Source organism: Sphingobium sp. KCTC 72723 (genome assembly GCF_014280435.1).
Classification (GTDB): domain Bacteria; phylum Pseudomonadota; class Alphaproteobacteria; order Sphingomonadales; family Sphingomonadaceae; genus Sphingobium.
On record NZ_CP060388.1, the window covers coordinates 4,287,034 to 4,299,854 of the forward strand.

General features: G+C 63.7%; 15 protein-coding genes. 8 read left to right on the plus strand and 7 right to left on the minus strand.

Features of this window, described 5'->3' with window-relative positions; genetic code table 11:
• Position 1 precedes the first annotated feature (1 nt).
• The 6 genes from flgG to flgB all read right to left on the minus strand — a co-directional run bounded on the left by flgG (position 2) and on the right by flgB (position 4,015).
• Positions 2 to 790 carry a flagellar basal-body rod protein FlgG gene (gene flgG / locus SPBM01_RS20880; RefSeq protein ID WP_188063352.1) on the minus strand — a complete coding sequence of 263 codons (789 nt, stop codon included), beginning with the start codon at positions 788 to 790 and terminating at the stop codon, positions 2 to 4.
• A gap of 72 nt (positions 791 to 862) precedes the next feature.
• The gene (locus SPBM01_RS20885; RefSeq protein ID WP_188063353.1) at positions 863 to 1,606 is read right to left on the minus strand and encodes a flagellar basal body rod protein FlgF; all 744 of its coding nucleotides are present in this window, start codon (positions 1,604 to 1,606) and stop codon (positions 863 to 865) included.
• A 76-nt stretch (positions 1,607 to 1,682) separates the two neighbouring features.
• Positions 1,683 to 2,528, minus strand: coding sequence for a flagellar hook-basal body complex protein (locus SPBM01_RS20890; protein ID WP_188063354.1), 846 nt, complete (start codon positions 2,526 to 2,528; stop codon positions 1,683 to 1,685).
• Positions 2,529 to 2,574: 46 nt separating this feature from the next.
• Positions 2,575 to 3,234 carry a flagellar hook assembly protein FlgD gene (locus tag SPBM01_RS20895; RefSeq protein ID WP_188063355.1) on the minus strand — a complete coding sequence of 220 codons (660 nt, stop codon included), beginning with the start codon at positions 3,232 to 3,234 and terminating at the stop codon, positions 2,575 to 2,577.
• On the minus strand, positions 3,231 to 3,641 hold the full coding sequence (flgC, locus tag SPBM01_RS20900) for a flagellar basal body rod protein FlgC (RefSeq protein WP_188063356.1): 411 nt from the start codon (positions 3,639 to 3,641) through the stop codon (positions 3,231 to 3,233). The genes SPBM01_RS20895 and flgC overlap by 4 nt, the downstream gene beginning before the upstream one ends.
• A 2-nt stretch (positions 3,642 to 3,643) precedes the next feature.
• Positions 3,644 to 4,015, minus strand: coding sequence for a flagellar basal body rod protein FlgB (flgB, locus tag SPBM01_RS20905; protein WP_188063357.1), 372 nt, complete (start codon positions 4,013 to 4,015; stop codon positions 3,644 to 3,646).
• 250 nt (positions 4,016 to 4,265) lie between these two features.
• On the opposite strand from flgB, the gene SPBM01_RS20910 reads away from it, so the two are divergent.
• From SPBM01_RS20910 to SPBM01_RS20945, 8 genes are all read left to right on the plus strand, one after another.
• Positions 4,266 to 4,934, plus strand: coding sequence for a MotA/TolQ/ExbB proton channel family protein (locus SPBM01_RS20910; protein ID WP_188063358.1), 669 nt, complete (start codon positions 4,266 to 4,268; stop codon positions 4,932 to 4,934).
• A complete protein-coding gene (locus tag SPBM01_RS20915) occupies positions 4,931 to 5,419 on the plus strand; it encodes a flagellar motor protein MotB (protein ID WP_188063359.1) in 489 nt (162 codons plus the stop codon). The genes SPBM01_RS20910 and SPBM01_RS20915 overlap by 4 nt, the downstream gene beginning before the upstream one ends.
• A gap of 249 nt (positions 5,420 to 5,668) precedes the next feature.
• A complete protein-coding gene (locus SPBM01_RS20920) occupies positions 5,669 to 6,196 on the plus strand; it encodes a flagella basal body P-ring formation protein FlgA (protein ID WP_188065873.1) in 528 nt (175 codons plus the stop codon).
• A gap of 45 nt (positions 6,197 to 6,241) precedes the next feature.
• The gene (gene flgM / locus SPBM01_RS20925; protein ID WP_188063360.1) at positions 6,242 to 6,517 is read left to right on the plus strand and encodes a flagellar biosynthesis anti-sigma factor FlgM; all 276 of its coding nucleotides are present in this window, start codon (positions 6,242 to 6,244) and stop codon (positions 6,515 to 6,517) included.
• Between the two features lie 14 nt (positions 6,518 to 6,531).
• Entirely contained in the window at positions 6,532 to 6,840 is a 309-nt protein-coding gene (locus tag SPBM01_RS20930) for a hypothetical protein (protein WP_188063361.1), read from the plus strand.
• Positions 6,841 to 6,982: 142 nt separating this feature from the next.
• Complete coding sequence (locus tag SPBM01_RS20935) at positions 6,983 to 7,801, plus strand: lytic transglycosylase domain-containing protein (protein WP_188063362.1); 819 nt, start codon at positions 6,983 to 6,985, stop codon at positions 7,799 to 7,801.
• Between the two features lie 9 nt (positions 7,802 to 7,810).
• A complete protein-coding gene (gene flhA / locus SPBM01_RS20940; protein ID WP_188063363.1) occupies positions 7,811 to 9,949 on the plus strand; it encodes a flagellar biosynthesis protein FlhA in 2,139 nt (712 codons plus the stop codon).
• Positions 9,950 to 9,963: 14 nt separating this feature from the next.
• Positions 9,964 to 10,692, plus strand: coding sequence for a sigma-70 family RNA polymerase sigma factor (locus SPBM01_RS20945; RefSeq protein ID WP_188063364.1), 729 nt, complete (start codon positions 9,964 to 9,966; stop codon positions 10,690 to 10,692).
• Positions 10,693 to 10,918: 226 nt separating this feature from the next.
• On the opposite strand, the gene mdoH is transcribed toward SPBM01_RS20945, so the two are convergent.
• A complete protein-coding gene (mdoH, locus tag SPBM01_RS20950; RefSeq protein ID WP_410483017.1) occupies positions 10,919 to 12,802 on the minus strand; it encodes a glucans biosynthesis glucosyltransferase MdoH in 1,884 nt (627 codons plus the stop codon).
• Positions 12,803 to 12,821: the final 19 nt, after the last annotated feature.

Genomic DNA, 12,821 nt, shown 5'->3' on the forward strand with positions numbered 1-12,821 from the left:
ATCACATATTCTGGTTTACATATTGCAGCATCTCGTCGGTCGCCTTGATCATCTTGCTGTTGACCTCATAGGCGCGCTGCGTCTCGATCATGTCGACCAGTTCCTCGACGATGTTGACGTTCGACGTTTCCAGATAGCCCGAACGGATCGCGCCGCGCCCTTCCAGGCCCGCGACGCCGACCTGCGGCGCACCGCTGGCGGCGGTTTCGACCAGCAGGTTGCCCCCGGTCGATTGCAGGCCCGACGGGTTCATGAAACTGGCCAGTTCGATCTGTCCCAGCTGGGTCGGTTCGCTCGTCCCCTGCAATGTGGCCGATACGGTCCCGTCATTGCCGATGGTGACGGATGTCGCCCCCTGCGGCACGGTGATCTGCGGGATCAGCGGCAGGCCGTCACTGGTGACGACCGTTCCTTCGGCGGTAGTGCTGAAATTGCCCGCGCGGGTATAGGCGATGGACCCGTCGGGCTGCTGCACCTGGAAATAGCCCGAACCCTCGACTGCCATGTCCAGCACATTGCTGGTCTGGGACAGGGTGCCTTGCGTGTTGATCTTGCTGGTGCCTTGAAGCGAGACGCCGGAGCCAAGGTTCAGGCCAGTGGCGAACTTGTTTTCGCTGTCCGAATTGGCCCCCGCCGCAATCATCTGCTGATAGGCGAGTGTTTCGAAATCGGCGCGGTCCTTCTTGAACCCCGTCGTGTTGACGTTCGCCAGATTGTTGGCGATCACGCGCATCTTCGTGTTCTGCGCGTCGAGGCCGGTGCGGGCGACATGAAGGGCGGCGTTGCTCATCGTCTCATCTCCGTGCAGCGTCGCTGTTGAAGGACGCCTGTTGCCTCAATCAAAAGCAAGGTTCGTGCCAGTTTAGCTATCCAGCCGCATCAAGGATGCGCCGCCGTCATCCAGCTGCTTGGCGGTGTCGATCAGCTTGACCTGCGTTTCGAACGCGCGGCTCGCCTCGATCATCTGAACCAGCGCGGCGGTGGCGTTGACGTTCGATCCTTCGACCGAACCCGACGTGACGGTCGCGATCGGATCCTGCGGCAATGCGCCGCCATTGACTTCGCGGAACAGGCCGTCAGTGCCTTTGGCGATGCCCGATCCGACCGGACTGACCAGCTTGAGCCGGTCGATCAGTTGCGGGTTGGCCGGATCACCGCCCTGCGGCACGCCCCATATGCTGCCATCCTGCGCAATCGACAGGCTGTCCAGCTGGGGCAGGGTGATAGGCCCGCCTTCGCCCAGCACGGGCAGGCCGTCGCCGGTGGTCAAAAGCCCGCTATCGCTGACTTTCAGGTCGCCGCGCCTTGTATAGGCTTCGCCGCCATCGGTCCCCTGTACAGACAGCAGCGCGTCGCCGTTCATCGCCACGTCCAGCGCATTGCCGGTGGTGGTAACGGCGCCCTGCGCCATATCGGCGGCGATCACCTGTTCGGACGCCTGCGCCCGCGTATTGAATTCGTCACCCTTGATCCAGCGCGTCTCGGCATTGGCGATTTCCGCGCGAAAGCCGACGGTGTTGGCGTTGGCGAGGTTGTTCGCGATCGACGCCTGCCGCGCCATCGCGCCGCGCATTGCCGTAAGTGCCGTGTTGACGAGCCGGTCCATGGGGTGATCCTGACAGTTGGAAAGCCGCACCGGCCCGCGCCCGGCGATGCGGGCAGGGGCCGGTGCGGATCACATATTATGAGCGCAGGTTGACGATGGTGGTGGTCAGCGTGTTTGCTGCCTCGATCGCCTTGCTGTTCGCTTGGAAATTGCGCTGCGCGGAAATCAGCGCCACCAGTTCTTCGGTAATGTCGACGTTCGACCGTTCCAGCGACCCGCTGTTGACCGCGCCGAACATGCCGGTGTTGGCGGTGCCAAGGATCGGCGTGCCGCTTGCCACGGTGGAGGTCCAGTGTGCGTCGCCTTCCTGGCGCAAACCTTCCTGGCTGTTGAACGAAGCCATGGCGACCTTGCCCAGATAGGCGGTGCTGCCATCAGCATAGATGGCCGATACCAGACCGTCCTTGGCCACGCCCACGCTGGTCAGCTGCGCGCCGCCTGCAACGCCCAGATAGGTGGTCGGGATCTGAAGGTCGGTCAGATCGGCCGGGGTGCTGGTCGTGGTCGGCGTGGTGGTCAGCGTGCCGGTGGCGGCATCGACCGGCCATACCTGAATCCGCGATCCGGTCGTGTCGACGGCATAGCGGTCGTCATCGACGGCGAACGCGCCGTTGCGGGTGTAGCTAATCGTGCCATCGGGCGCTTCGACCGTGAAATAGCCTTCGCCGGTGATGGCCAGGTCCAGCGTCTTGTCGGTGGTTTCGACCGTGCCTTGCGTGAACTGCTGGGTAATGCCCTGAGTGCGCACGCCTTGCCCGGCAATCTGGTTGGTGGTCTGCATCGGCGCGGCGGCGAACATGTCGCCAAACTGCGCCTTGCTCTTCTTGAACGCGGTCGAATTGACGTTGGCGACGTTGTTGGCGATCGCCGACAGGTCGGCCTGCGAAGCCTTGAGGCCGGAAAGCGAAGTGTAGAAGGACATGGCGTTGCTCCTTTGGGTGAGAAGGAAGGGTAGGAAAAAGAAAGGATTACATCAGGCTGAGGGCATCCGACGGGCTATAGCTGCCCAATGCGGTGATGAGTTTGGAGGAGGATCCGTCCGCAGGCGATTGCACCGCTGCGATCGTGGCCCAGGTCGCGACCTTGCTGGGGCTGGCCCCGTTGACCTTCACCTGAAGCGTGGATGTGGCGACGGTGTCGCCCGCGTCATTCTTGCCATCCCAGTAAAAGGTGACATCGCCCGCCTGCTGCGAACCCAGGTCGATCGACTTGACGACATTGCCGCTGGCATCGACCAGGTCGACGCTGGCACCATCGACGGCGGCGGGCAGGGTGATCTGGCCCGCATACATGCCGGTCGCGTCGGGCGCGGCGATATTGCTCTGCACCAGCATCGACTTGCCGATCCAGCTGGCCGCGTCGCCCAGGCGGCTGCCGGTCAGCTGTTCCTTGATCGACGTCAGATTGGCATTCATTTCGGCGATGCCGCTCGAATTGGTGATGGTCGCCATCTGCGACACCATTTCGGCGTTATCGACCGGCGCGAACGGATCCTGCGTCTGCATCTGTGCGGTCAGCAGGCGCAGGAAATCGGCCTGGCCCATTTCCGACTTGCCCGTGCCGACGGTCGACGTCGCGTTATAGACCGACAGCCCGGCGGCGTCCGTGGATGTGGAAATCGCGCTCATTTGCCGATCCTTATGGTTTCGAGCATCAGGGATTTGGCGGTGTTCAGCACCTGCACATTGTTCTGGTACATGCGCGCCGTCTCGATCATGTCGATCATCTCGGCATTGCTATCGACGGCGGCTTCCCACACATCGCCATTGGCATCGGCCAACGGATGATTGGGGTCATGCCGCTTGGTGGGCTGCGCATCGGTGGTGACGACGTTCGACACCTTGACCGTCGACACGCCGGGGCTGTCGGTGACGGACGTGAACACCGGCTTGATCGCGCGATAGGCTTCCGCCGCGCTGCCGGTGACGTTGCCGGCGTTCGCCATGTTCGAAGCCGTGGCGTTCAGACGCACCAGCTGCGCACTCATGGCGCGGCCGGCAATATCGAACACATTCATGGGGCCAGAGCCACTCATGCTCATTCTCCCTTCAGCGCGCGGTTGATGGTGTTGATGCGGCCCTCAAGGAAAGAGAGGGTCGTGCGATATTTGACCGCATTTTCGGCAAACAGCGTCTGTTCGGTGGACAGTTCGACGGTGTTGCCGTCCAGACTGGGCTGAAGCGGCACGCGATAGCCCATGGCATCGTCCACCGCCTTCGACATGTCGGCGGCCGAACCGCTGTTCGCCTGCGTGGTGGCGGTTTTCAGCGCGGCATCGAAATCGATGTCGCGGGCCTTGTATCCGGGGGTGGATGCGTTGGCGATGTTGGACGCGAGCAGGGACAGGCGTTGCGAGCGAAGCGCCAGCGCCTTTCCATGTATCCCGAACAGACTTTCTTCCACCGACATGCACTTTGCCCTTCATCAGGCCTAAAAGTTGGTCGACCGCTGCCGTTCTGTTGCCTGATGGCGTTCGATACGGGCGATCCAGCCTGACATCCGCAAGAGCCGTGCCAATTTGCGTGGGTGACGCAACGGCAAGGCGAAAATCCCCGGAATACGGGGCTTTTGCGGGTACAGGCGGCAAGGACGGCAAGAAATTGCCGGTCGGCGGCAGTGCTTTGCCGCCGGTTGGCGAAGCAGCGGGGACCAACAGCGCGTGATCACCATTATAGGCCATTTGTTCGATCCGCTGACGCTGCTGGCGATGCTGGGCGGCGTCTTTCTGGTCGCCTGTTTTCAAAATGGCGCGGCGGCGCTGGGTCGGGCGCTGGTGGCGTTGAAGCCGCTGGTGACGGCCGATCCCGCGCGGGATCGGGATGCCGCCCGCGCCGCGATGCTCAAGATCGACCAGGTCGCGCAATTGCGTGGCCTGTCCTGCACCGACCGGGTCAAGACCGCCAATCCCTTCCTGACCGACGCCGCGCGCAAACTGGCGAACAGCGAACGCAGCGACCTGTTCCAGCTATGGGCGAGCCAGACGCTGGCCGACCGCGCGCAACGGCATGGCGCGGTGCATAAGGCGTGGCTGTCCATCGCCGATGCGGCGCCAGCGCTGGGCATGGCCGGGACGATCATTGGCCTTGTCGGCATGTTCGCGGCGATGGATGATCCCGCCGCGCTTGGCCCGGCTATGGCGCTGGCGCTGCTCACTACCTTTTACGGCGTGGTCATCGCCAACATGATTGCCGCGCCGGTTGCCGCGCGCCTTGCTGACCTGTCCGAACGCGAACTGGCCTGGCAACAGGAAGTCGTCGCGCGGATGCTGACCATATCGCGCCGTGAAAATGCGCCGGTGCGCCGGGCGTCGATCCGCGAAGTCGCATGAGCGCATCCTCCCTCGCGGCCGCGCGGCGCAACCGATGGGCAATCAGTTTCGCCGATCTGCTGCTGCTGCTGCTTGCTTTCTTCGTGCTGTTGCAGGCCAGCGGCGCGCGGCGTGACGCCATGCTGGCGCAGGTCGCCCAGCAATTTGGCGGCCGTGCGATGCGGCCGGGCGTGGAATTGCGCGCGGCCGATCTGTTCGTGCCGGGCGAAGCGCTGCTCAGCACGCAGGGCCGCATCCGCCTGACGCAAACCGCACGCAATTTCGCGCGCGAAGCGGGCGGGTTGGAAATACGGAGCCACGGCTCCGACCGCGCGCACCAGCGCTTCGACGACTGGGATCTCGCCGCCGCGCGCCTCGGCGCAGTCGCTCGCGCGCTGCGGGCGGACGGCATCGCGCAGGACCGTCTGCTGATCCGTGGGCTTGACCAGGCCGATGGCAAGGGCGGGCAGGGACAGGTGATCCGCATCGCGCCGGGCAAGTCCTGACGCTTTTTGGGAATGGCCTTCGCCCATTCCCTCCGCACCGGCCCGCTCCCCCACCCGGCCATCCATTCAGGATATTCTGTGGGTGGCCGGGTGGGGGAGCGGGCCGGTGCAGCCTTCCAAAAATGCGCCCTTCGCGCATTTTCAAAGACTCTGGCACGCTATTTGCTTTTATCTCCACAAAGATCCTTTCGTCTTTTCAGGAGACAGACCGTGTTTCGAGCCAGAACCGTCCTTCTTGCCCTTACAGCCATGGCAGCGGCCCAGCCCGCCATGGCGCAGCAGAAGTTCGAGAATCTCGATCGTATCGACAGCCTGGTCGCAATGACCGTCGGCGCCAATCGCGGCGAACCCGGCGGCCCGGTCGCGCCAGTCGACCGCCGCCTGCGCCTTGCCGCCTGTCCGGGGACGCCCAGCGTCGATGGCCCGGTGTTCGGCGCAGCGATCGTCAAATGCGACGCCCTTGGCTGGCGCATCCGCGTGCCATTGGTCGCGGGCGGCGCTGCCGCCGCATCCGGTCCGGTCCCGCGTCAGGCATCGGCCAGCCGTTTCGCTCCGCCCGCCCCATCCGTTCCAAAGGACAATGTCGTCCGGCGTGGCGATCCGGTGCAGTTGATGGCCGGCAACGCCGTGTTCAGCGTCTCGCGCGTCATGGTCGCGGATGAAGATGGCGGCATCGGCGATACGATCCGCGTGCGGGAAGACAAGAAATCCGCCCCCATATTTGCCAAAGTCGTGGAAATGGGGCTTGTGCGCATTCCAGGGTTTAATGATTTTTGAACTTGTCCGTTATAGGCATAGTGGGATGAGTGAAGGATATGAGCGATGATTAAGTCAGTCGGCCAGAGCATCAGCGCTGCCATAGAGGCGACCCGCCTGCGCGAAAGCGGCAAGACGCGCGCGTCCACGGCAACTGGCCCCACGGGTTCGGCTGCGTCTGCATCCTCTGCCAGCCCCGCTGCGCGCATGGCTGCGGAAGGCGCGCCGGTCGACATGGACCGCATCGCCGCCATCAAGGCTGCGATCGCTTCGGGCAATTATCCCGTCAATCCTTCGGCCATTGCCGAACGCATGGTCGCGCTCGACCTGTCGGCCGCCTGACAAGGGTTTTACACATGCCGCTGGGCCTTGCTGCACTCGATGATCTGTTCGAAGCATTTGAAGGCCTGCGCGATGTCCTTGACGGCAGCGATGCCGGCGCAATCGAACAGGCCAGCAACCGCGTCAGCCACGCAGTCGCCTCCGTGCGCGGCATCGGCGCGTGGCGTTCCGATCCTGCCACCGTCGCGCGCCTGACGGCCCTGTTGCCGCTGCTCGACAGCGCGCGGGTGCGCGTGAACGTCCTTGCCGATTATGCGAATCAACGGCTGGCGATGCTCGCTGTCCGTGGATCGTCACATGCGCCGCTGACCTACGGCCGCTGAATTTATTTTCATAAAAGATTTAAGCGGCGCCATTTGGCGCCGTTTTTGTTGATGTCGCGTAATTTCATGAAGCGACGTTAACCAAATCTTGGCACAACCCTTGCTCTAATGATCCCTGCAATTAGTGGGGAATAGGGTTCAAGTGTCCGCCTTCGCAGACATATCGGCTACTGGGGTATCGACCGGCAATCGCGTGACCAACGCGATTGCGATGGCGAGCCGCCGGACAGGCGTGGACTTTTCCTACCTGCTGGGTCAGGCGAAGATCGAGAGCAGTCTTAACCCCACCGCCCGCGCCACGACATCGTCCGCCACCGGCCTCTATCAGTTCATCGACCAGAGCTGGCTGGCCGTCATCGACAAGCATGGCAGCGAATATGGGCTTGGCTGGGCATCGGATTCGATCAGCCAGGGCAGCAATGGCCGCTATTATGTCGCGGACCCGGAATTGCGCCAACAGATACTCGACCTGCGCAAGCATCCCGAAACAGCCTCTGTCATGGCGGCCGAACATGCCGCCGATAACAAGGCCTATCTGGAACAGAAACTGGGCCGCGAAGCCGAGCCGGTGGACCTTTACCTCGCCCATTTCCTGGGCGTTGGCGGCGCGGCCAAATTCCTGTCGGTCCATGACCGCGCACCGCAGGCCAGCGCTGCGTCCCTATTCCCCTCCGCCGCGCGCGCTAACCGCTCGATTTTCTACGACCGCTCCGGCAACGCCCGCAGCTTCACCGACATTCGCGATCGGTTCGCGTCCAAATTGCAAAAGGGCTTCGATAGCCTGGGCGGCGACGTTCAATATGCGTCCGCCGCTTTGCCGGACGGCGCAAAGACGGTTCAGCCCGCCGACTATGTGCGGATCGAAACCCAGCGCCTGAGCGAACAGGTGGATGTCGGCATCCGCCCGCAACCGCAAACTGCGCGTCTCGCCTATCTCATGCTTGCCACCCTCGGAAGGTAACGGCCCATCATGTCTCCAACCCAAGTCAAAGCGAAGATATGGATGAGCGCGGCCAAGGGGGCCGCCTTGCCCTTCGCGACGCTGATGGTCGTCATGTTCATGATGGTGCCGGTCCCCGCGATCATGCTGGACATCGGGTTCATCACCAACATCATGATTTCGCTCGCGGTGCTGATGGTGGCGCTGAACGCGGCCAAGCCGCTCGATTTCTCCAGCTTCCCCACCGTCCTGCTGTTCGCCACGCTGCTGCGCCTCGCGCTCAACGTCGCGTCCACCCGCGTGGTGCTGGTGCAGGGGCATGAGGGGTCGGACGCAGCGGGCCAGGTGATCGAGGCGTTCGGCCATTTCCTGATCGGCGGCGACTATGTCGTGGGCATCTTCGTGTTCGCCATCATCATGATCATCAATCTGGTGGTCATTACCAAGGGCGCGGGTCGTGTGTCCGAAGTGTCGGCGCGCTTCACGCTCGACGCTTTGCCCGGCAAGCAGATGGCGATCGACGCGGATCTGAACGCGGGCCTGATGACGCCCGAAGAAGCCAAGCTGCGCCGGGTCGAAGTCTCGACCGAAGCGGACTTTTACGGCTCCATGGACGGTGCCAGCAAATTCGTGAAGGGCGATGCCGTCGCAGGCATCCTGATCCTGGTCATCAACATCGTCGGCGGCATCATCCTGGGCGTGGCCAGCCACGGCCTGTCGATGGGGCAGGCCGCCGAAACCTACATCCTGCTCGCCATCGGCGACGGTCTGGTCGCGCAGATCCCCGCGCTTTTGCTCTCCATCGCGGCGGCCTCCATCGTCACCCGCGTCAAGAGCGAGCAGGATCTGTCGGGTCAGGTCGCCAGCCAGTTCGGTTCGGGCCGCGCATGGGTGCCAGTCGCCGTCATCATGGGCATCTTGGGTTTGCTGCCCGGTATGCCGCACTTCATCATCCTGCCTGCCGCAGCGGTCGCGGGCCTCATCGCCTGGAACCTGCGCAAGGCCAGCCAGAAAAAAGCCGCCGAACCCGCCCCCGCGCCGCCGCCCGTCAATCCGGCGGTCATCGAATGGAACGACGTGTCGGACGGCGCGCTGCTCGGCCTTGAAATCGGCTATGGCCTCATCGGGCTGGTGGACGAACGCAAGGGTGCGCCGCTGATGGCGCGCATCACCGGCATCCGTCGCCAACTGTCGAAGGAACTGGGCTTTGTCGTGCCGATGGTGCGCGTGAAGGACAATCTGGCGCTGGAACCCAATCAATATCGCATCACCATTGCGGGCGTCGTCGTCGGCGAAGATGAAATCTGGCCCGAAGACCTTCTCGCGCTCGACAGTGGCGCACTGGAAGGCACCGTTGCCGGTCGCGCGGCCAAAGACCCGACCTTCGGCCTCGACGCGGTCTGGATCAGTCAGGCCAAGCGCAGCGAAGCGGTGGTCGCGGGCTATACCGTGGTCGATCCGCCAACCGTCGTCGCCACGCATCTGAACCAGTTGATCGCCATGAACGCGGCCGAAATGTTCGGCCTGGACGAAGCGCGCAAGCTGCTCGACAATCTCAAGGACGCCGCCCCCCAACTGGTCGATGGCCTGACGCCCGGCACGCTCAGCCTGACGCAGATCAGCGCGCTGTGCCGAGCATTGCTGTCCGAAGGGATCGCGCTCAAGGATTTCCGCCGCATCTGCGAAGCGATGGTCGACGCCGCCCGGCCCGACATGAGCCACGAGGCTCTGGTCGAAGCGGTGCGCCAGCGGATCGGCGCGCTCATCATTCAGGGGCTGGTGCCGGTCAAGATGCCGTTGCCCGTCATCACGCTGGACGGCGATCTCGAAGCGATGCTGGCGCAGGCGATGCGCGTGGCGGGCGATGCCCGGCACCCCATCGAACCCGCGCTGGCCAACCGCATCGTCGAAGCGGTGGTGCAGGCCGCCCGGCCGCTGCTGGGTCAGGCGCGCAACTTCGCCATCGTCACCTCGCCGGTCGCCCGGCGTGCGCTGGCCCGGTTGTTCAAGCCGCATCTGCCCGAAACCCCGGTTCTGTCCTTCCTCGAAATCCCTGATGGCAAGGGCGTGGAAGTCGCCGCCGTGGTCGGCGGGGAACAGCGCCCGACGCCCCGCCACGACCCCGCACCGCGCCATGAGCCGATGGCCCAGCGCGAACGGGTTGCTTGAGGAAAGGCTGACCGATGTACATGAACAAGATCACGTCCGGCGCCCATACCTATGCCAAGCCGGGGGATAACAGCCCGGAACGGCTGGCCCGCCAATATATGCCGCTAGTGCGCAAGATCGCCTGGCACGTCCATGGCCGCGTATCGACCGCGATAGAGGTGGAGGATCTGCTCCAGATCGGCATGGTCGCTCTGGTCGAGGCCGCCAACAGTTTCGAGGATCGCGGCTTTGGCTTTGCCTCCTACGCGCAATTGCGCGTGCGCGGCGCGATGATCGACCATCTGCGGCGTCAGGCGACGCTGTGCCGGTCGGGCATGGCGCGGCGCAAGGAACTGGCCAAATGCCGCAACATGCTGGAACAGAAATTGGGCCGCCTGCCCACGGAAGCGGAAATGTCTGCCGAAATGGGGCTGGACCCGGCCGATTATCGCGAACTGGCCGACAGCGCCGAAATGGTCCAGCACACCAGCATGGACGAAGTCTATTCCGACCAGTCGATGTGGTTCGCCGATGTGGAGGATCGCGCCGACGACATATTGGAACGCGAATCGCTGAAAAAGGCAGTAGCCGCCTGCATCGGCGAACTGCCCCCGCGCGAAGCGATGGTCCTGCAACTTTATTTCGTCGAGGAACTCAATCTGGAGGAAATCGGCCACACGCTCGACATCGGCGCGGCCCGTGTCTGCCAGATCAAGAAAGCCGCGCTCGACAAGCTGCGCGAAAAACTGCGCGACTGGGATTAGAATAGCGACAAATCCTGCTCATCCTCCCCTTGCAGGCGGCTATAGCATTTGAAACTGCCCCTTCAGTCATCGTCATGCTGAACTTGTTTCAGGATCCATTTCTCGTCACGAGCAGTCGCTTGTGTGGCACAATGGATGCTGAAACAAGTTCAGCATGACGCAATAAAATGCGGTATGTTTCATATGCGATAGTCCTCCCCTGCAAGGGAAGTAGCGGCGTCTCACTTCACTCGTCATTCGCCGCCAGAGCGCTCACCCGCCGTTCTTCCGCCGTCGGCCAGCGAAAGCGCAGCGGGCGATAGCTTTGCGTCCGCCACCACGGGTCGGCGACCTGGAACAGCCCGCTTTGTTCGGCCCGGCGGCCCAGATCCTTGCGCGCGGTCAGCGCCGCCAGCGCAGGCGCGGTCAGCAGCCCCGCGACCACCGGGATGATCCAGCCCAGCCCTCCGGCCTGCACCGCCATCGCCGTCAACACTATGCCCAGCAAGATATGCCATTTGAACAGCCAGATCGCATCGACCGCGCCCATGCCGTCGCGGTCGCGGGTCTGGCCGTTCCAGCTGCTCTTGCGGCCCATCAATATGCCGAACAGGTTGATCGTCTGGGTCAGCATCGCCACCGGCGCCATCAGCATCGACAGCGCAATGTCGGCCAGCACCCCGCGCGTCATCCGCACGCCCCCGCCGAACCCGATCCGCCGCGCCGGATCGGACAAGGCCCAGATCATCGCCAATATCTTCGGCCCGAACAGCAACGCCGCCGTCACTGCCAGCAGCCCGCCCGATGGCAGCACCGCGCTCGGCGGCCACAGCCCCGCTATAGCCCCGCCCAGCACCACCAGCATCAGCGCCAGCCATGCGGGCGACGTGCAGTATGCCGACGCGCCGACCAGCAACTGGAACCGGCTGACCGGATGCAGCCCCTTGATGCGGAACAGCAGCGGCACATGCTGGATATTGCCCTGGCACCAGCGCCGGTCGCGGGTGAACAGGTCCGGCATGGCGGGCGGAAATTCTTCGAAACTATCGTCGGCGGTGACCATATGCACGTCCCACCCGCGCCGCCGCAGCAATGCCGCCTCCAGCATGTCGTGGCTCATGATATGTCCGCCAAAGGGCGCACGCCCCGGCAATTCGGGCAGGCCGCAACTCTGCGCAAAGGCGCGCACCCGCACGATGGCGTTATGGCCCCAGAACATCCCTTCCGACCCCGCCCACCATATCATACCAGCGGCGGAAGTCGGCCCGAACAGGCGGCTGGCAAATTGCTGCCAGCGCGCGAACAATGTCGCTGCGCCCATCACGGTCGGCACCGTCTGGATCAGGCCGACATGGGGGTGCCGCTCCATATCGGAAGCCAGCCGCGCCATCGTCTGCCCGCTCATCACGCTGTCTGCGTCCAGCACGACCATATAGTCGTACCCGCCGCCAAAACGCTCGATCCACTCGGCGATATTGCCCGGCTTGCGCCCGATATTGCGCGCGCGGCGGCGATAATAGACCGGGCGGGAAAAGGCGCCCCGCATCTCCAGATAAGCGCGCTTTTCCGTCTCGCCGCTGTCCGCATTGGAATCCGACAGGATGAAGAATTCGAACCGTTCGCCACCCATCACCTGCGCCAGCGACCGTTCCATGATCGACAGTCGGCCCAGCACGCCCAGAAAATCCTCGTTACATACCGGCAGCAATATCGCGGTTCGGCCCTGCAATGGCGCTGCAGCGTGCATCGCGCGCGGCGTCACGCTGCGCCCCTTGCCCACGGTCAGCAGCAGAAATCCGATCAACGCGGTCGCAAAGCCAAAGGCAATCCACGCGAACAGGGGAATGAACAGCGCCAGATAGACGCCCTCCCACAGGGATATGCCGTCCAGCCCGATCGACCGGCGCATTTCATGCGCGGCCATCGCGGCCGGGATCAGCGCCAGCAGCACGACCAGCAATCGGCGCGCCCACAGGTCGATGTTGAACCGGCGGCGCACGACCAAAGGCGGCGCGACGGAAAAATCCTGCACCGGCATCGCAATCGGCGTTTCTGGCGGCACCTGTTCAAAGGCGCGCGCCAATGGCTTGTCTCCGGCGGCGGCATCACCCGCCTGCACGCCTCCCGTCACATGGATTTCCAGACCTGTT

Coding starts and splice junctions, on each gene's coding strand:
- flgG (WP_188063352.1), bottom strand. CDS start 790: ATGAGCAACGCCGCCCTTCATGTCGCCCGCACCGGCCTCGACGCGCAG.
- SPBM01_RS20885 (WP_188063353.1), bottom strand. CDS start 1,606: ATGGACCGGCTCGTCAACACGGCACTTACGGCAATGCGCGGCGCGATG.
- SPBM01_RS20890 (WP_188063354.1), bottom strand. CDS start 2,528: ATGTCCTTCTACACTTCGCTTTCCGGCCTCAAGGCTTCGCAGGCCGAC.
- SPBM01_RS20895 (WP_188063355.1), bottom strand. CDS start 3,234: ATGAGCGCGATTTCCACATCCACGGACGCCGCCGGGCTGTCGGTCTAT.
- flgC (WP_188063356.1), bottom strand. CDS start 3,641: ATGAGTGGCTCTGGCCCCATGAATGTGTTCGATATTGCCGGCCGCGCC.
- flgB (WP_188063357.1), bottom strand. CDS start 4,015: ATGTCGGTGGAAGAAAGTCTGTTCGGGATACATGGAAAGGCGCTGGCG.
- SPBM01_RS20915 (WP_188063359.1), top strand. CDS start 4,931: ATGAGCGCATCCTCCCTCGCGGCCGCGCGGCGCAACCGATGGGCAATC.
- SPBM01_RS20920 (WP_188065873.1), top strand. CDS start 5,669: ATGGCAGCGGCCCAGCCCGCCATGGCGCAGCAGAAGTTCGAGAATCTC.
- flgM (WP_188063360.1), top strand. CDS start 6,242: ATGATTAAGTCAGTCGGCCAGAGCATCAGCGCTGCCATAGAGGCGACC.
- SPBM01_RS20930 (WP_188063361.1), top strand. CDS start 6,532: ATGCCGCTGGGCCTTGCTGCACTCGATGATCTGTTCGAAGCATTTGAA.
- flhA (WP_188063363.1), top strand. CDS start 7,811: ATGTCTCCAACCCAAGTCAAAGCGAAGATATGGATGAGCGCGGCCAAG.
- SPBM01_RS20945 (WP_188063364.1), top strand. CDS start 9,964: ATGTACATGAACAAGATCACGTCCGGCGCCCATACCTATGCCAAGCCG.